This window comes from Bradyrhizobium sp. RDI18 (assembly GCF_043203335.1).
GTDB classification, from domain to species: domain Bacteria; phylum Pseudomonadota; class Alphaproteobacteria; order Rhizobiales; family Xanthobacteraceae; genus Bradyrhizobium; species Bradyrhizobium retamae.
Genome location: NZ_JBICRN010000008.1, coordinates 656,278 through 673,807, shown reverse-complemented (window position 1 = coordinate 673,807; position 17,530 = coordinate 656,278). Strand labels below are relative to the sequence as shown.

Here is a 17,530-nt window from a genome sequence, read left to right as displayed (position 1 = left end):
CGGTGGATGGCGTCGGGGGCTGGGTCTCAAGGGTGCGAACGATCACCGCCTCAAAGGGCAGCGAATCTTAGAATGTGCAAAATTAGCTGGGGCCGTCAGCCCAGTGGGGGCTAAGCCCCCTAGGGCAGCTCGCTGCTATCATAGGGGACTCCGCTGCCAACACTTTTCACGTGAGCAATTCGTGGGGCAAATGTGCTCTGGAATGGTGCTGACCGTTATTGTCGTGACTGGTCGCGTGTTCCTCCAAGGCAGCTGAGCCCATCTCAAGGACTGCCGCCAGCTCGGCGCCGTGAACGAGGAGAACGGGCGTATCGTTAAGCTCTTCTAGCTCAACGGCCGCGGTGGGGGTGGAAGGGGCAGCCTGATCTTTGAAGTGGAATGCCAGCTCGTGGCCAGCGCCGCCGGTCCCGCACGCGGGTTCGGCCGGCTGGGGGGTGGCCGCTGATGCGTTCGCAGAGGCCGAGGGCGAAGCGTGCGGCGAGTTGCCATGGCTGCCACCATTACCCCGTGTCACGCCAGATTCGACGGGCTCGGCCGCTTCCATAGCGCTTGCGGATGCCGAGTGTGAAGAGTGCGAGTTGTTGTGGCCGCCGACGCCGTTGCCGGACGTGACGCCCGGTTCGGTTAATTCGCCGGCCGCCAATGCCTTTGCAGAGGCCGAGTGTGAAGCATGCTGCGAGTTACCGTGACCGCCACCCTTAGCCGGTGCGACGCCAGATTCGACCGGCTCGACCGCTTCCATAGTGCTTGCGGATGCCGAGTGTGAAGAGTGCGAGTTGTTGTGGCCCACGCCGTTGCCCGATGCGACGTCCGGTTCGGTTAATTCGCCGGCCGCCAATGCCTTTCCAGAGGCCGAGGGCGAAGCGTGCGGCGAGTTGCCATGGCCGCCACCATTACCCCGTGTCACGCCAGGTTCGACGGGCTCTGCGACTGCGACCGGGGCGGCGCTTTGCATCCCAAACTCGAGAATTTCAAACTCGACAGCTGCGGATGCCTTGCCATTCCCCGTTGCTATAGCCCCGTTGTTCGCGTGGACCGGCTCGTTCTTGAAAGTGAGATTTTCCTCGGTCAGGACCGTCGCCTGGTTATGAACAAGTTCGATTGATGATACGTGCACCGGCACAGTAACCGCACCCTCGTCGCTCTCCTCGGTTGCGTAAGTTGGATCGTCGCCGAAATTGGTGAGCCTACTCGAAACGTTGGAACCGACCCGCTCTCGCCCGAAATGGAACCTCAAGCCGTCGTCGGCAGGCATGGCCCAGATACCAGCCGTTACGAGCGCGCTCTCGCTCGCAGCCGTAGCCAGGGCGGTGCCCGCCGTGAGAACGGTCTCATCGCTCGCAGTCGCCACCAGCAGCGCAGGATCGATTCCTTCCAAAACCGCTGCGACAGCCGCCGCTTCCTGCTCGTAGACGAAATCCGACTCGGCAACGGACACAACTCCCTGCAAATGGATTTCCAGCAGGCCCGGATCGCCGATATCAAGGCTGCGATCCGTCGGATTCACATAGATGATTGTTTCATTGCTCGCGGGGTTGTAGATCCAGGCGAGGGTATGCGGCGGCACGGACTTGGTTGCTGACGTCATGTGCAGGAACACCAGAGCGCCGAAAGCCGCCAGGTTGATCTTGTCCTCCCCCGATGTGAAATCGATGATGGTGTCGAACTGGGTAGAGTTGGAAGCGATCGCTGAAAGATAGACAAAGATGTCATCATCCTTGCTGCCCGTCAGCTGGTCACCGTCATATCCGCCGATGATGGTATCGTTACCGTTGTTGCCGTTGATGGTGTCGCTGCCGGATCCTCCGTAGATCGTGTCGTCTCCACCGGTACCCCTAATCGTATCGTTCCCTGAGCCTCCGTAGATAACATCCACTAAGCCGGTGCCGTTGAGGATGTCGTCACCGGCGACGCCATGGATTATGCGGGCCGCGTTACCCTCTCCAGCGACGCCGTCGTGTCCAAACGCGAGCGGCAGGCGGGTCGTGGACAACTGGCCCCGAAGCCAGGTTGTCAACATCGTTGGGGTCTACATGGCTGGCGTCATGAATGGTGATCGTCGCCACTTGTGTGGCGCCATCCAGGGTGGCGACCGTGGATGTGTCGATCAGCGTTTCGCCCGGGTCGAGCACCTGCACTGCGGCATGGGAGTTGTCGAGTGTGTAGATCCCCACGCCGGCGGCCGTCATGCTGAAGGTGCCATAGCCTGCATGACTCTTTATCGGATTCGAGGCAAACTCCGGCGGCGGGAACTGCTGCTGTGCCGTGGGGCCGCCGGTCTGGCTAATCGCTTGCAGCAGCGGCGAAATGAAAAGATAGGGCGTGCCGGATCCGATCGGGCCGTAGCCTCTCGGGAAGTTGGAGAGGACGGACTGCTCAGCCGCGTGCAGCTCTTCCATTCTCGCCGCCGAGTGCGTGACTTGGTTCACCTTAGTTGGGGAGCCCCTCTGGGTGAGCACGACCGTCTCGCCGGGATCTGCAACGATAACGTGCCGGAGGATCGCTTTCTTCCAGAGCTCAAATACGGAGTGCTCAAGATCCTCCTTGTAGGCGGTGCTGTCCTCATCCAGGAAGGTGTTGTTCGCGTTCGACGGCTTGATGTCGCTCAAGATTGCGAACGCCAGGGCGGCGAGCGAGAGCGTCCCTGAGCCGGTGGATCGTTGTAACAACGCGATCGTGGCGAGCACGGTCCTATTACTGATTTCAAGCTTCTGAAATATGTTGTAGAGGTGCACTTTGACTGTGCCTGGGGAAACGTTCAGCTGGCTCGCAATCTCCTTGTTCGACAAACCTTCGGCCACCAGTCGTATGATTTCGCGCTCGCGGCACGTGAGCACCCTCAGCATTTTTTCGATTTTGGCGCCGTCTACTTCCTTCCCGTTTGGCGAGAGCTCTTGGGACGGTTTCGGTCGCGCGCTGGTGCCCTCCGTCATCAGCCTCAGGGAACGCAGAATGGTATCGGGGTTCGCGTAATTCGAAATTGCACTGCAAGCGCCGGCCGCGATTGCCACGGTGAGATCGTCGTCTCCTTCGGGTTCGGCAAAGAACACCAGCCGAGTGGGAAGATTCTCGGCTTTCGCAATGGCGAGGATCTCGGATACCGTCAGGTCAGGCAACGTGTTAGCAATGAGCGCGACGTCGGGTGCCAAATTCCGATCGCATCGAGGCAGCTTGTTCCGCGGCTACACGATGCAACAATCTCGAAGCCGTGCTGTGCTGCGAATAGTGACGTCAACCCCTGCAGAACGATCGGTTGTCGATCTGCGATCACCAGCCGGATGCAGCGCGTGAATGTTCCTTTGTCCGCGGACACATCTAACATAGGCTTGACCTCGCCTGCCCAGCGCGGTGCCTTAGTCCTCTTGCTATCCCAACGCCAAGTCTAAATTGCCTGGCGCCGGCAGCCCGGGTTGCCCGCCGCAATATCTGAACCGGATAACTCATTCCCCGAGGGGAAGGCGAGAAAGCTGCCATCGGTTTGCGTCTTGGTGCGCTGCGGGATGCGTCCAACCCACTTAGAACTCTCAATTATCATGCGTTCAGAATGAACCTTTTTTGTATCCCACTGCAAGCCCGAGTTCTTGCTCGATTGGACTGGACGCGAAAATGGCTGATGTCAGTTGTATCCGGCAAGCTTGGTCATAGTGCACTGATGTTGAATATTTCTCGCTTTGCCGTATCTTACGTTTTATGGATCGCGAGCGAGAAGAATTGGCAATCCATGAAAAGTTGGCGCGCTGTAGACAGCTTGCCAAAGAGTACGTTAGTGAACCAACGGCAGCTCACCTTCGGGAATTAGAGACAGAGTTACTGGCTCAGCTTCGCCGATTAGAGGAGCAGTAAGGCCGGCCCTGTTTCACTTCAGTCGCCATCGATAGCAGCAGGGCGAGTTTCCGACCAAGCTCATCAAGTTGGTCCGGCAGCTAGCGCCCTGTTCGCTTGGCTTCCCTCGAGTGATCCTACGGTGCAAGTACCAGAGATCTTCCAGACCGATTACTGTAAGCGTGTTGCGTTAGTTCCAGCCTCGGAACTAAGATGCCGCAAGCGACGTAAGCAATCCAAGCCCTACGTTCCAAACAGAGCATCGCTGCAGAAAAGGCGAGGCCAAAGCTCTGCTTGGGTCGACACCGGGGCCGAAGAAAGAGGCTCTGCTGGAAAAGATCAGATAGCTAGAGACTGCTACTACATATTCGAGTGGCAATTATCGCTGCCTGTACCCTCCTACGGAACTGAGAGCTGTGGCCGCCGAAAGACAAAGCCTAGACCCGACGTCGACCGTTCGTAGGCTGCAGCTCATCGAGAAGCCCGCTCACGCTGGTCAGCCAAGCCGCGGCCTCCTGGCGGTGCTCCAACGCGGGGACCTGCCTCCGAGGCGGCCGTAGTACGCCGGCGTAAGAGTTCGTTCCTAAATTGTCCGCGTAGTTCTACGAAGACCCCAGGTCTCGGCAAATGTTCTCACCCGTCGACGCTGGCGAGCCGAGGTTCTGCTCCCTGATGATCCGGCCGCACGTCGGCGCCTCGATGGCCGCAAACCGAGCAGACGAATAGGGTCTCCAGATCGGACAACCGCAGGCTCTCGGGCCAGCAGTCGGCGTCCATCACAACCGAATGCGAGCACTTGTAGTCGCCGCAGAACACATGCAGCCGGCGCGCGCCGGACTGCCGCATTTGCCCAAGGGTGATCGTCTGCTCGAGTAACATGCACGAAATTCTGCCAAGATTCACAGCCAGTCTGAATATGGCATCCGGCATAGATTGACTGAGTGGCGCGGTCCGGCGGGTTCATCCGGAAGGTGGACCGGGCCACCTACCAGAGAGATCAAGCAGCGGCCCCGGAGCTCTCCGACTGCTCCGAGGCTGCCACCTGGCTCGACCATCGCCAATCCTCGTCCGCCGATCTTGCGATTCAGGACACTAGGCCGGCGCTTCACGCAGCCCGATTTCCCACCCTGGCCGCGCCCGCCATCTCGGCCGCGAGTAACAAGGCCGCGCGGCTGGCGCCAACCGAGGCGACGCCTTGGCCGGCGATGTCATAGGCCGTGCCATGCGCCGGCGTGCAGATCGGAAACGGGAAGCCGCCGAGAATTGTCACCCCGCGATCGAAGCCCATCAGCTTCATCGCGATCTGGCCCTGGTCGTGGTACATCGTCAGCACCGCATCGAAGGCCCCGTTCTTGGCGCGCAGGAAAACCGTATCGGCCGGAAACGGCCCTTCCGCCGCCATTCCTTCGGCCCGGCCGGCCATGACAGCAGGTTCGATCACATCGATCTCCTCGCGGCCAAAATTGCCGCCGTCACCGGCATGCGGGTTGAGCCCAGCCACCGCGATACGGGGCTCGGCAAAGCCGGCCTGCCGCATGCAGGCATCGGTCAGTTTCAGCGCGCGATGAATGCGTTCGACGGAGAGACGCGAGGCCACGTCCTTGAGCGCGATGTGCGAGGTGACGCGGGCATTCCAGAGCCTGTCGAGCACGTTGAATTCGCTGGCTGGCGTTTCCAGGCCGACGACCTCGGCGGAGAACGCGATCTCGTCGTCATACTCTGCGCGCGCGAGCCGCATCGCCTTCTTGTTGAACGGCGTGAAGCAGACGGCGTCGGCCTGCCCGTCACGCGCCAGCGTGAGCGCACGACGATAATTCTCCAGCGCGAACGCGCCGCCGGCCTGGCTCGCGACACTACGCTCTACGGTCGCGGGATCGAGATGGCCAAGGTCCATAAAAGCGGCGTCACTGCCGATCGTTCGCAGGTCCGCGGATGGCGCTACATTTGGCAGGTCGGTCCTGACGCCGGCCACGCGCGCGCCTTCGTCGAAAACGCGGCGGTCTCCGATTACGATCAGGCGTGCGCGGGAACGGACTTCATCGAGGCAGGCGAGTTTTACGGTCAGCTCCGGGCTGATGCCGGCGGGGTCTCCCATCGCCAGCGCGATCACCGGCTTGCCGGGGCTATCCAGCTTCATATGATCCTCACCTTTTCACCAGCGGCTTCGTCCGGCTTTCGCAGCAGACGCACAATCTGCAGGGCGAGCGGAAGCAGCAGCAACGCAATCCCGGCCAGAACGAGGGTCGTCACCAGCCGGTTCGCAAAGAATATCCCGAGCGATCCCTTCGACATCAGCATGGCCTGCCGGAACGCGTCCTCGGCTTTGTCGCCGATCACGATCGCAAGCACCAACGGCGCCAACGGATAGTGCAGCTTCTTGAAGAGATAGCCGACGACACCGAAGCCGAGCATCAGGACGACGTCGAGATAGGAGTTCGAGACCGAATAGGCCCCGACGACGCAGATGATGACGATCAGGGGGGCGATGACGGCGAAGGGAATGCGCATCAGGGCGGCGAACACGGGAACGGTCAGCAGCACGAGCGCAACCGCAACGATGTTGCCGACATACATTGAGGCGATCAGCCCCCAGACGAAATCCTTCTGGTCGACGAATAGCATCGGTCCGGGATTCAATCCCCAGATCATCAGCCCGCCCATCATGACAGCGGCCGTAGCCGAGCCGGGAATGCCGAGCGAGAGCATTGGCAATAGCGCGCTGGTGCCGGCGGCGTGGTCGGCCGTCTCGGGCGCGACGATGCCCTCGGCCTCGCCGGTGCCGAAACGCGCGCCATTGCGCGAGAAGCGCTTGGCGATACCATAGCTCATGAAGGAAGCCGCGGTCGGACCGCCCGGCGTAATGCCCATCCAGCAGCCGATGGCGGCGCTGCGCAGCAATGCAATGCCGTGCTGCGGCAGGCGGCCGAGCGCCCGGAAGACTTCCTTCCAATCCACCCTCGACGATACCGCGCGGGCCTGAAACTCCTCCTCCACCGCAATCAGCAACTCGCCGATGCCGAACAGCCCCATCACGGCAACGACGAAGCTGACGCCCTTCACCAGCTCGTCGATACCCATGGTGAGCCGCACGCTGCCCGAGACCGTATCGATGCCGATCGCGGCGATGGCAAAGCCGATCGCGAGTGCCACCACCGTCTTGATCGGCGCCGCACCGCCCATGCCGACGAAACTGGCGAAGGCGAGGAAATAGACCGCGAAGTATTCGGGCGGTCCGAAGGCGAGCGCCACCTGTGCCACCCACGAAGCCAGAAACGTAATCAGAATCACGCCGACAAGCGCGCCGAACGCCGCCGACCCGAAAGCGGTGGCCAGCGCCGTTGTCGGCCTGCCGTCGCGCGCCATCGGATAGCCGTCGAACGTGGTGGCGACCGACGAAGGTTCGCCCGGAATGTTGAACAGGATCGACGTCACCGAGCCGCCGAACAACGCGCCCCAATACATGCTCGAAAGCAGGATGATCGCCGACACCGGCTGCATGCCGAAGGTCAGCGGCAGCAATAGCGACACTCCGTTTGGTGCACCAAGGCCGGGCAGAACGCCGACGAGAATGCCGAGCAGAACGCCGATCACCATCAGCGTCAGGTGCGGAACGGTGACCGCGATGGTGAAACCGTGCAGCAGCGATTGAAGGTTTTCCATCGCCCGCCCCTTCAGAAACCGAACGCTGTGGCGAGCGCGCCGTGCGGCAGCGACACCTGGAACATGCGCTCGAACACGACGTAAAGCGTAAGCGGAGTTGCCGCGGCGATAACAAGCGTGCGCAAAACCGATTGCCGCCTCGGCAGCGCCAGCACCGCGAAAACATAGCCCGCCGAGGCGAGATACATTCCAACCAGTGGAATGACGGCGACGAAAATCGCGGCTGGAACGAACAACCCCGCCAAGCGGCGCAATTCGGACGGCGTGACGGCTATCCTGACCATTGCAAGGGTGCCGCGCCCCATGGCGCCCTGCCCCATGTTGTAAAAGCTGCCGAGCACGATGATGATGCCGGTGAGGAACGGAAACGTACCGGCGTCGACGCCGGCGCTCGACCAGCCGATGCCGTTGTCGATGCTGGAAACAATGACAACGACGCCAAAGATTCCGGTCAGCGCCGCGGCGCTATCTCGAGCGCGCGTCGTGATATCATCGGTGCGGCCCTACTTCACCAGCCAGCCCTGTTCGCCCGCGACCTGCTTTACATGTTCGAGGTCCTGCTTGATGAAGTCGTCGAGCGCAGCGCCGGTCAGGAAGGTATCAACCTGCGAGGTCTTTTCGATGTAATCCTTCCATTCCGGCGTCGCCTGCACCTTCTTCAATAGATCGACGTAGAACGCCGCCTGCTCCGGGCTGACCTTGCCGGGCAGCCACACCGTCCGCGGCTGCTCATATTGCGAGATCGCGAGCCCCTGCTCGACGCAGGTCGGCACGTCGCTCCAGCCTTCTGACGTCGTGACCTTCGGCCCCTGCGGCAACCGCTTCGGGCTGAACGCGCAGAGCGGGCGCTGGGTGCTGCCGCGCCATTGCCCAAGGCTCTCGGAGGGATTGTTGACGTGGGCATCGATATGGCCGCCGGCCAGTTGCACGGCAGCCTCGGCGCCGCTCTTGAAGGGGATGTAGGTGAATTTGACGCGCGCCGCCTTCTCGATCATCCGCGTCAGCACCTCGTCGGTGTCCTTGGACTGCGCGCCGCCCATCTTGAACTCGGTCGCGGCCGCCGCCTTGAGAAAGTCGCCCGCCGTCTTGTAGGGCGCATCCTGTTTCACCCACAGCAGGAACTCGTCCTGCGCCATCGCGGCGATCGGGGTGAGATCGGTGTAGTTGAAGGCGACCTTGGAGACGAGCGGTTGCTGCCACGCGTTCGAGGTACCGAAGATCACCTTGTAGGGATCGCCGGCGGACGCCTTGCCGTAGACATAGCCTTCCGCCCCGCTGCCGCCGCCCTTGTTGACGACCACGATCGGCTGGTCGGTCAGTTTGTATTTGGTGATGATGCTCTGGACGGCGCGCGCAAGATTGTCGGTGCCGCCGCCCGGCCCCGCGGTAGCGACGAACTCGATCGGCTTCTGCGGCTGCCAGGCCGCGGTGGCCGGAAGCGCGCCCGCGAGCATGAAAGCCGTCGTGGACAGCAGCAGTTTTGACGTGATCTTCATGGTTTCCTCCGGATAGGCATTTCTTGTTGTCGTTCGTCTTCTCGTCTTCTCGTCAGGCGACCTGCTCCTTGCGGCCGGCCGAGGCGGCAACGATCGCACCCTCTCGCTCGAACGCGTCGATCTGCGCCTGATCAAAACCATGTTCGCGCAGCACCTCGCGCGTATGCTCGCCATAAACAGGCGCGCCCGAACGCACCTTCCCGGGCGTCGCCGAGAATTTGACCGGCAGCCCGATCGTCTTCACCGGTCCGAGCGTCGAATGTTCGACCTCAACCACCATCTCGCGCGCGAGCGTCTGCGGATCGCTCAACGCTTCCAGCATGTCGTGCACGGGGCCGCAGGGCACGCCCTTCTCGTCAAGTGCCGCCAGCCAATGCGCTCGCGTCTGTTTGCGGAAACGCCCGCTCAATTCGGCTTCGAGCTCCTTCAGATTCGCCATGCGGTCCGAGCCGTTGACGAAGCGCGGGTCGGAAGCCAGTTCGAGCGCGCCAAGCGCTTCCAGCATCAATAGCCAGTGCTTCTTGTTGGCGCCGCCTACCACGAGCCAGCCATCGGATGCCTCGAACGCCTGATACGGTGCGTTGAGCGGATGGGCCGAGCCCATCGCGCGCGGCGCCATGTTGCTGGCGAGCGCAATCGTCGACTGCCAATAGGTCTGAACCAGCGCCGCCTCGTAGAGCGAGGTCTCCACCCATTGCCCTTCACCTGTCTTGAGCCGGTGCGAATAGGCGGCAAGGATGCCCATGCTGGCGAGGAGTCCGGCCGTGATATCGGACAGCGGCGGGCCACATTTCACCGGCGGGCCGTCCGGCCGTTCGCCTGTGAAACTCATGATGCCGCTCATCGCCTGCGCGACCAGATCGAAGCCGCGGCGGTGCCTGTACGGGCCGGTGCGGCCGAAGCCGGACAGCGAGCAATAGATCAGCGCCGGAAAATCCCGATGCAACTCCTCATAGCCGAAGCCTAACCGCTCCATCGCGCCCGGCGCGAAATTCTCGACCAGCACGTCGGCGTCCGCGATCAGCCGCCGCAGCACCTCCTTGCCGCCTGCGGTCTTCAGGTCGAGCACGATGCCCCGCTTGTTGCGGTTCATCATCAGGAAGGAGGCCGCCTCGTCGCCGATCTTCGGTGGCACCGAGTGTCGCGTGTCGTCGCCATTTGGCCATTTCTCGATCTTGATGACATCGGCGCCCATGTCAGCGAGCATCAGCGTGCAGGTCGGTCCCGCCATCACATGGGTGAGATCGATGACCTTGAGGCCGGCAAGCGGCCCCGGACGCGGCGTTTCGTCTTGAAGGGACATGTGGGCTCCTATTGGCCGCGCCATTGCGGCGCGCGCTTGGTGAGAAACGCTTCGAGCCCTTCACGGAAATCCTGGCTGGTGTAGCACATTAGGATGAGGTCCTCGCCCTCCTCGCGCGTCAGCCGTTTCTGCAGCCGGGCGACTGCCTGCTTGGTCGCGCTCAGCGTCAGCGGCGCGTTGCCGGCAACGAGCCGTGCGATCTCGTCGGCGCGCCTGTCGAGCGCGGCCAGATCATCGACGACCTCGTTGAGCAGGCCCAGCGAGGCCGCCTCCTCGGCTTCGACAAGCCGTGCCGTGAAGATCAGATCCTTGACGCGCGCCGGGCCGATCAGCGCGGTGATGCGGCTGACATTCGACATCGACAGGCAGTTGCCGAGCGTGCGCGCGATCGGAAACCCTATCCGCGTGCTCCTTGTGCCGATGCGGAGGTCACAGCAGGCCGCGATCCCCGCGCCACCGCCGGTGCAGGCGCCGTTGATGGCGGCAATGGTCGGCACGCGGCATGTTTCGAGAATGCCGAGCACGCGGTCGATGCGGTTCTCGTAGTCAAGTCCGTCCTGCGGCGTCTTGAAGGCCCGGAACTGGTTGATGTCGGTGCCCGCTGCAAACGCCTTGTCGCCGGCTCCCCGCAGCAGCAGCACCTTGATCGCCTGGTCGCGGTTGGCGCGCTCGCAGATCTCGGCCAACCGCTCGTACATCGCGAAGGTGAAGGCGTTGCGCGCCTGCGGTCTGTTGAAGGTTATCCGGCCGATACCGTTATCAAGGGCAAACAGGAGGTCATCCTCCCCTGCAGTCACGTCCTGATCCATGCCGCCGGCCCTTTCTTAATCGACCTTAACCAATTCTGAATGCAAAAATACCATTTATCAAGCTGGAACTAGCAAAATTCCGGTGGTATAGCCATTTTTGCATTCAAATTGGATCTTACGGATGCTTCATGAGGAAGTCGTAGGCCGCGTCCGCGCCATGTTGCTCGATGGCGAGATCCCGCCGGGCGCGCGGATTCCCGAGCGCGACCTCTGTGAAAAGCTGCAGATCTCGCGCACGCCGCTGCGCGAAGCCCTCAAGGTGCTCGCCGCCGAGGGCCTGGTTCAGTTGCTGCCGAACCGCGGCTCGCGCGCGGCCAGGCTGACCGACAAGGACATGCGCGACCTGTTCGAGGTGTGCCAGGGGCTCGAAGCGCTGGCCGGCGAGCTCGCCTGCGAGCGCATCACGGATGCCGAGATCGCCGAGGTCGCCGCCGTCCACGCCGCGATGGTGCAGCACTACGGCGATCGCGACCTTCTCCAGTACTACCGCTGCAACCGCACCATCCACGAGGCGATCATCACCGCGGCCGGCAACCCGGTGCTGTCAGGCCTATATGAATCCGTCACGGCCCGCATTCGGCGTGCGCGCTACGTCACGCCGATGACACCGCGGCGCTGGGCGCTGGCGGTGCAGGAGCACGAAGCGATCCTCAATGCACTCCAACGCCGCGACGGCGTGGGGCTATCGCATATCCTGCGCGCGCATCTGCGCCACAAGCGCGAGGAGGTCTTGCAGGCCGGCTTCGCCGAGACCGAGCCTCAAGATCAGGCTCGCGCATAGCAACGTCTAGCCTGACGCGGATTCGCATCCGAAGCGCCCGTCCATCTCCACCACCCGCATCCGGCCGTTGCTACACCCACGCCGAGACGACCCCGGGGTTATGCGGAGCGTTTTCCCAAAACGATAACCACCCGTTCACCATGACGGCGAATCCCGCCGTGCGATCGACCAAATAATTCAACCCTCAAGTTCCCTTATACCTTTGATGCCTAGTCATACCTCCGGGGATGGCTGCCATTGCCGTGCAGTGGGGCGTCCCTGCGTAAGAGTAGTAAAGCGTATGAACATTGCACGTGTCGTCGTTCTGACCATCGCATTGAGTGCCGGCGGTGTTGCCGCCTATCTCGCCCGTGGCACGGAAGAAACATCTCGACCAGTGGCCGAACCGGTCGCACCGTTGCCGACGGTGGAAATCCTGGTCACGAAGTCCGACATCGGGCTCGGCCAACCGGTTAAGCCCGAGGACCTGCAGTGGCAGGCCTGGCCGGCCGCGAGCGCCGGCAGCAATCTGATCAACCGCGCCCACAAGGCCGAAGCTATCAACGAAATCGCCGGCTCGATCGCGCGCAGCCCGTTCTTCGCTGGCGAGCCGATCCGCGAACAGAAGCTGGTCAGAGCCAAAGGCTCCGGCTTCATGGCAGCCATCCTGCCGACCGGCTTGCGGGCGCTCTCGACCGAGATCTCACCGGAAACCGGCGCCGGCGGCTTCATCCTGCCCAATGACCGTGTCGACGTCATCTTCTCCAGGCGCGAAAAGAATCCGGACGGCAATGGACCCGACGTCGTCCAGTCGGAGATCATTCTCTCCAACATCCGCGTGCTGGCGATCGATCAGGCACCGAAGGAAAAAGAGGGCAGCAACTCCCTCGTCGGCCGCACCGCCACACTCGAACTGAAGCCCGAGCAGGCCGAGACTCTGGCGCGTGCGCGCCAGAGCGGCACGCTGTCGCTCGCGCTGCGCAGCATTACCGATGTCAACGCGGCCGAAGGCCGTTCCGAGGCTCAAAAACGAAACGAGAGCGTCAACGTGGTTCGCTACGGAGTCGCCAATCAAACGACGGCACAGAAGTGACCGAAAGGACGCCCGATATGAAGTTTGGGGAAAATCAGTCAGCGATGCGAACCGCAGCGGTGCGCGCCCTGTTGTTGTCGGCCGTCGGCGCGCTGACGCTCGGCCCGTTGCTGCCCGTGGTTGCAGCCGAGTCCGAGAAGGATCCGGTGACGACGTCTGCCATCGGCCCGGTCAAGATGCGCTTCCTGTCGCTCGGTGTCGGCAAGTCGGTGATCGTCGACCTGCCGCGCGATGTGAAGGATGTGCTGGTCGCCGATCCGAAGATCGCCAATGCCGTCATTCGCTCCCCGCAACGCGCCTATATCATCGGCGGCGCCGTCGGCCAGACCAACGTGGTGTTTTTCGACGGCGACGGCCAGCAGATCGCGTCCTACGACATCGCAATCAAGCGCGATCTCAACGGCGTACGTGCCGCGCTGCGGCAATCGATGCCGGGAATCCAGATCGAAGGCGTCGGCGACAGCGTGCTGCTGACCGGCTCGGTCTCGAGCCCGGTCGAAGCCCAGCAGGCCGGCGAGATCGCCGCGCGGCTGGTCGGCGGGTCCGAGAAGGTCGTCAACTCGATCGTCGTTCGCGGCCGCGACCAGGTGATGTTGAAGGTCACTGTCGCGGAAGTCCGGCGGGATGTCGTCAAACAGATGGGTGTCGATCTCAGCGCCCAATTGAATGTCGGCAATACGACTGTGAATTTCAACAATACCAATCCCTTCACTGCAAACAACGCGCCCCTCGTGCCTGGCAATGGCCTTGGCATAGCAGCCGGCACGATGCCGTCGGTCCAGGCCGTGCTTCGCGCGATGGAAAAGGCCGGTGTCGTGAAGACGCTCGCCGAACCCAATCTGACAGCGATCTCCGGCGAATCCGCAACGTTTATCTCGGGCGGCGAATTTCCCATTCCGACCGGCGTGACCTGCCAAACAACAACAGGCGGTGGCATCGGAAATTGCGTCCAGACCGTCAGCTTCAAGAAATTCGGCATCTCGCTCAACTTCACGCCGGTAGTCCTGACCGAGGGGCGGATCAGCCTGCGGGTGATGACGGAAGTGTCGGAAGTCTCGACCGAAAACTCCCTGACCGGCGGTGCAGGTGGAACGACCATTCCCTCGATCAAGACTCGACGTGCAGAGACCACGCTGGAAATACCCTCCGGCGGCTCGATGGCGATGGCCGGCCTGATCCAGGAGCAAACCAAGCAGGCCATCAACGGCCTTCCGGGGCTCGATCAATTGCCGGTGCTGGGCGCGCTGTTCCGCAGCCAGGACTTCGTCAACAACCAGACCGAGCTGATGGTCATCGTGACGCCCTACGTCGTGCGCGCGGTCGCGCAGAAGGAGTTGTCGCGGCCCGACGACGGGTTTGCGCCGGCATCCGACTCCCAGTCCACGCTGCTCGGGCGCATCAACCGGATCTACGGCGTCGCCGCTCGCATCGATCCCGTCAGCGACGTCCAGGGCAATTTCGGCTTTATCATCGATTGAGACCGCAGAACTGTTCACCGAGTGGGGACGAGGACAGAACGATGACAACGAAAATTCCGCTCCATCGCGTCAAGGCTTTGGGCGTTCTTGGTGCCCTCTTGGGCCTTTCGGCGACACTCGGCGCTTGCACGTGGCAGTCCACGGAAGTCGTGACAACCGCGAGCGTATCTGACGATTACCGCCACCGTCATCCGATTGCCGTGACCGAAGCCGACCATTCGATCGTCGTGTTCGTCGGCCGAGGCCGCGGCGGCCTCTCCGGGCCGCAACGCGCCGACGTCATGGGCCTTGCGCAGGCCTGGATGCGCGAAGGCACCGGCGCAATCATCGCCGATCTCCCGATCGACACGGCGAACGCGCGCGCGGCCGCGTCGTCGTATCAGGAGATCCGATCGGTGCTGATGGCGGGCGGCGTGCCCTCGCGCGCCATCACGCGGCGTCACTACCACCCCGACGATATCAGGACCTTGCCGACGATCAGGCTAAGCTATCCGAAGATCAAGGCGGTGGCCGGTCCGTGCGGCCTGTGGCCGCAAGACCTCGGCCCGAACATCGACAACGTCGCCTACAACGAAAACCGCTCCTACCACAATTTCGGCTGCGCCAACCAGCGCAACCTGGCCGCGATGATCGACAATCCGGCGGACCTCGAGCAGCCGCGTCCGAGAGCGCCGCTTATACGTCGCGGCGTAACATCGCCTTTGACAAATACCGCAAGGGTCTTTCGACAACGACCGACTATCCCGAAGCCGACAAGGCCAAACTCAGCGATACAGGCAAATGATCAGCCGCGTCTTTCAAAACTCCGACGACCAACTGGACGACACGCCGGCGCAGCCCGAGGAATACATCTCGCCGGCGCCGCGCGTATCGGTACAGGCCTTTTGCGCCAGTGTGGCGATCGCAACCGCGGTGCGCGCGGCGAGCGAAGACCGCCGTCTCGGCAAGGCGCACCTGTCGGTTCACATGGGCGGCATTGCCGCCGCCATCGACGCCTACCACACGGCGCCGACGCCGAACGTGATCTTGCTGGAGACCGAACCCGGCAGCGATATCCTCGAAGGGCTCGATGAACTCGCGACCGTCTGCGACGCGGGAACGCGCGTCGTCGTGATCGGCAGCGCCAACGATGTCACGCCCTATCGCGAACTGGTGCGGCGCGGCGTCAGCGACTACGTTACCGGACCGATCGAACCCATCGACGTCGTGCGCGCAATATGCGGCCTGTACGCGGCCTCCGAGGCCGTGGCCGTCGGCCGCATCGTCGCCGTCGTCGGCGCCAAGGGCGGCGTCGGTGCATCGACCGTCGCGCATAACGTGGCCTGGACGATTGCGCGCGATCTCGCGCTCGATTCCGTCGTGATCGATCTCGACCTTGCCTTCGGCACCGCCGGCCTCGATTACAATCAGGATCCGGTACAGGGCATTGCCAATGCCGTCTTCCAGCAGGAACGGCCGGACTCCGCCTTCATGGAGCGTCTACTGGCGAAATGCACCGACCGCCTCAACCTCTTGGCGGCGCCGGCGACCCTGGACCAGGTCTACGATTTCGGCGCCGACGCGTTCGATGCGATCTTCGATACGATGCGCATGACGACCCCCTGCATCGTGCTCGACGTTCCCCACCAATGGTCGGCATGGACCAAGCGCACGCTGGTCGGCGCAGACGACATTCTGATCGTCGCCGAGCCTGACCTCGCCAATATGCGCAACACCAAGAACATGCTGAACGTGCTGAAGGCGGCGCGACCCAACGACCGCCCGCCGCTCTATTGCCTGAACCAGGTTGGCATGCACAAGCGTCCGGAGATATCCACGCGCGAATTCGCCAAGGCAATCGAGAGCCAGCCGATCGCAGCCATTCCGTTCGATTCGAAGATGTTCGGGACCGCCGCCAACAACGGCCAGATGATTGCGCAGATCGCCGCCAAGCATCGCACCACCCAGATGTTCCTGCAGATCGCGCAGCGCATGACGGGCCATGCCGTGACCAAGCGGTCGCGGATTTCGTTCCTGGCGCCGATCATCAAGAAGCTGCAGGGCGCGACGGCCCGCAGGGCGTGAGCAAAGGATGACGGCGCAGCGGCGTCGGACGGCGACGCTGATCGCGTTTTCGGAATCGATCAGAACCAGCAGAGCGCTGGACTAGTCGGCGCGCCGGGCCGCGGCGATCGGCATCCTGTCGGCCTCGGCCCGCGCGTTCTCCTTGTCCTTTCGCGCCAGCATCCGCTTCAATTGCGCGACGTTAGCTGCCGCCTCGGCGGGCGGCAGGTCGGCCTTCACGATCTTTTCTGCCTCGGCAAAATGACCCTGCAGGCCTACCGCCAGTGCAAGATTGGCGCGCACGCGCGGATCGGTCCTGGCCAGGCCGTGGGCGCGGCGCAGCGTATCCTCGGCCCTGGGCAGATCCTTCGAAAGCACGTAGGACAGTCCGAGATTGGACAGCACCGACGGATGGTCGGGCACGATTTTCAGCGCGCTCGCATAGTATTGCCGCGCCTCCTCGTATCGGCCGAGTTGATCCAGCGTTGCACCCTGCGCCGACAGCAGCCGCCAATCGGGATCGTCGGGGCTGTGGGCGCGGCCGAGCACGTCGAAGGCCTGCTGGAAATTGCCGTTGTCCGCCAGCGCGCGGCCGTAGGCTGCGAGCAACAGCTTATTGCCCGGATGGGCGATGGAGGCCTGTTCGAGCACCGCAACCGCCTGCGACCGCTGACCTGTCGCGCGAAGCGCCTGACCGTATTTCAGGGCCGCGTCGGCATCCTTCGGATTGGCGCGATAGCGTTCCTGGTAAAGCTGGATATCGCGGCGCGGATCGGTGGCGTGGTCAGTGTCGGCCTTCTCGCCGATCGAACCGGTAATGTCTGACAGTCCCGAGGTCTGGCAGCCGCCAAGCCCCAACGCCAGGATCAGGGTCGACGTGCACGCAAGGAGCCGCGTGACGCGGAGCGGATGGGGCAACTTCTGGAACATGTAGCGGGACTCACGGCGGCGACTGTCCAGAAGTGTTCACAGCTTAACCCTAAGTTCCGGTTAAGCTGGCCCGCTTTTGCGGTAATTGGCGACCTTTGCAGGCGCCTCGCCGCCAGGCACGCGCGCGTGCCGTCCC

The 17,530-nt window shown here is 62.8% G+C and carries 14 protein-coding genes and 1 pseudogene; 5 read left to right on the top strand and 10 right to left on the bottom strand.

Annotation, left to right across the window (positions count from 1 at the left end):
* Positions 1-166 precede the first annotated feature (166 nt).
* The 9 genes from ACFXS9_RS12010 to ACFXS9_RS11970 form a co-directional block, all read right to left on the bottom strand.
* Positions 167-1,993 (bottom strand): M10 family metallopeptidase C-terminal domain-containing protein, encoded by a 1,827-nt coding sequence (locus tag ACFXS9_RS12010; RefSeq protein ID WP_392689016.1) that lies wholly within the window; start codon positions 1,991-1,993, stop codon positions 167-169.
* Positions 1,935-3,149, bottom strand: a complete 1,215-nt coding sequence (locus ACFXS9_RS12005; protein WP_392689014.1) for a LuxR C-terminal-related transcriptional regulator — start codon at positions 3,147-3,149, stop codon at positions 1,935-1,937. Before ACFXS9_RS12005 ends, ACFXS9_RS12010 begins: the two co-directional genes overlap by 59 nt.
* Before the next feature lie 1,306 nt (positions 3,150-4,455).
* Positions 4,456-4,701 (bottom strand): hypothetical protein, encoded by a 246-nt coding sequence (locus ACFXS9_RS12000; protein WP_392689011.1) that lies wholly within the window; start codon positions 4,699-4,701, stop codon positions 4,456-4,458.
* A gap of 226 nt (positions 4,702-4,927) precedes the next feature.
* Complete coding sequence (locus ACFXS9_RS11995; RefSeq protein ID WP_392689008.1) at positions 4,928-5,959, bottom strand: 4-hydroxythreonine-4-phosphate dehydrogenase PdxA; 1,032 nt, start codon at positions 5,957-5,959, stop codon at positions 4,928-4,930.
* The gene (locus ACFXS9_RS11990; protein ID WP_392689005.1) at positions 5,956-7,482 is read right to left on the bottom strand and encodes a tripartite tricarboxylate transporter permease; all 1,527 of its coding nucleotides are present in this window, start codon (positions 7,480-7,482) and stop codon (positions 5,956-5,958) included. The genes ACFXS9_RS11995 and ACFXS9_RS11990 overlap by 4 nt, the downstream gene beginning before the upstream one ends.
* Before the next feature lie 11 nt (positions 7,483-7,493).
* A complete protein-coding gene (locus ACFXS9_RS11985) occupies positions 7,494-7,886 on the bottom strand; it encodes a tripartite tricarboxylate transporter TctB family protein (RefSeq protein WP_392699739.1) in 393 nt (130 codons plus the stop codon).
* A gap of 99 nt (positions 7,887-7,985) precedes the next feature.
* The gene (locus ACFXS9_RS11980; protein WP_392689002.1) at positions 7,986-8,978 is read right to left on the bottom strand and encodes a Bug family tripartite tricarboxylate transporter substrate binding protein; all 993 of its coding nucleotides are present in this window, start codon (positions 8,976-8,978) and stop codon (positions 7,986-7,988) included.
* Positions 8,979-9,030: 52 nt separating this feature from the next.
* Entirely contained in the window at positions 9,031-10,281 is a 1,251-nt protein-coding gene (locus ACFXS9_RS11975; RefSeq protein WP_392689000.1) for a CaiB/BaiF CoA transferase family protein, read from the bottom strand.
* Positions 10,282-10,289: 8 nt separating this feature from the next.
* Positions 10,290-11,090, bottom strand: a complete 801-nt coding sequence (locus ACFXS9_RS11970; protein ID WP_392688997.1) for an enoyl-CoA hydratase/isomerase family protein — start codon at positions 11,088-11,090, stop codon at positions 10,290-10,292.
* Between the two features lie 121 nt (positions 11,091-11,211).
* Between ACFXS9_RS11970 and ACFXS9_RS11965 the strand changes: the two genes are divergently transcribed.
* The 5 genes and pseudogenes from ACFXS9_RS11965 to ACFXS9_RS11945 all read left to right on the top strand — a co-directional run bounded on the left by ACFXS9_RS11965 (position 11,212) and on the right by ACFXS9_RS11945 (position 16,485).
* Entirely contained in the window at positions 11,212-11,871 is a 660-nt protein-coding gene (locus ACFXS9_RS11965) for a GntR family transcriptional regulator (protein ID WP_392688994.1), read from the top strand.
* 280 nt (positions 11,872-12,151) lie between these two features.
* Positions 12,152-12,943, top strand: a complete 792-nt coding sequence (cpaB, locus tag ACFXS9_RS11960; protein ID WP_392688991.1) for a Flp pilus assembly protein CpaB — start codon at positions 12,152-12,154, stop codon at positions 12,941-12,943.
* Between the two features lie 44 nt (positions 12,944-12,987).
* On the top strand, positions 12,988-14,421 hold the full coding sequence (locus tag ACFXS9_RS11955; protein ID WP_392688988.1) for a type II and III secretion system protein family protein: 1,434 nt from the start codon (positions 12,988-12,990) through the stop codon (positions 14,419-14,421).
* A gap of 41 nt (positions 14,422-14,462) precedes the next feature.
* A pseudogene (locus ACFXS9_RS11950) lies at positions 14,463-15,205 on the top strand (CpaD family pilus assembly protein).
* Positions 15,202-16,485, top strand: a complete 1,284-nt coding sequence (locus tag ACFXS9_RS11945) for a CpaE family protein (protein WP_392688985.1) — start codon at positions 15,202-15,204, stop codon at positions 16,483-16,485. The pseudogene ACFXS9_RS11950 and the gene ACFXS9_RS11945 overlap by 4 nt, the downstream one beginning before the upstream one ends.
* Positions 16,486-16,566: 81 nt before the next feature.
* On the opposite strand, the gene ACFXS9_RS11940 is transcribed toward ACFXS9_RS11945, so the two are convergent.
* On the bottom strand, positions 16,567-17,394 hold the full coding sequence (locus tag ACFXS9_RS11940) for a tetratricopeptide repeat protein (protein WP_392688982.1): 828 nt from the start codon (positions 17,392-17,394) through the stop codon (positions 16,567-16,569).
* Positions 17,395-17,530 lie beyond the last annotated feature (136 nt).

What these genes read in the sequence shown, in the direction of transcription:
- ACFXS9_RS11980 (WP_392689002.1), bottom strand. Translation starts at nt 8,978, where the DNA reads ATGAAGATCACGTCAAAACTGCTGCTGTCCACGACGGCTTTCATGCTC.
- ACFXS9_RS11970 (WP_392688997.1), bottom strand. Translation starts at nt 11,090, where the DNA reads ATGGATCAGGACGTGACTGCAGGGGAGGATGACCTCCTGTTTGCCCTT.
- ACFXS9_RS11940 (WP_392688982.1), bottom strand. Translation starts at nt 17,394, where the DNA reads ATGTTCCAGAAGTTGCCCCATCCGCTCCGCGTCACGCGGCTCCTTGCG.
- ACFXS9_RS12000 (WP_392689011.1), bottom strand. Translation starts at nt 4,701, where the DNA reads ATGTTACTCGAGCAGACGATCACCCTTGGGCAAATGCGGCAGTCCGGC.
- cpaB (WP_392688991.1), top strand. Translation starts at nt 12,152, where the DNA reads ATGAACATTGCACGTGTCGTCGTTCTGACCATCGCATTGAGTGCCGGC.
- ACFXS9_RS11975 (WP_392689000.1), bottom strand. Translation starts at nt 10,281, where the DNA reads ATGTCCCTTCAAGACGAAACGCCGCGTCCGGGGCCGCTTGCCGGCCTC.
- ACFXS9_RS11955 (WP_392688988.1), top strand. Translation starts at nt 12,988, where the DNA reads ATGCGAACCGCAGCGGTGCGCGCCCTGTTGTTGTCGGCCGTCGGCGCG.
- ACFXS9_RS11990 (WP_392689005.1), bottom strand. Translation starts at nt 7,482, where the DNA reads ATGGAAAACCTTCAATCGCTGCTGCACGGTTTCACCATCGCGGTCACC.
- ACFXS9_RS11995 (WP_392689008.1), bottom strand. Translation starts at nt 5,959, where the DNA reads ATGAAGCTGGATAGCCCCGGCAAGCCGGTGATCGCGCTGGCGATGGGA.
- ACFXS9_RS11945 (WP_392688985.1), top strand. Translation starts at nt 15,202, where the DNA reads ATGATCAGCCGCGTCTTTCAAAACTCCGACGACCAACTGGACGACACG.
- ACFXS9_RS11965 (WP_392688994.1), top strand. Translation starts at nt 11,212, where the DNA reads ATGCTTCATGAGGAAGTCGTAGGCCGCGTCCGCGCCATGTTGCTCGAT.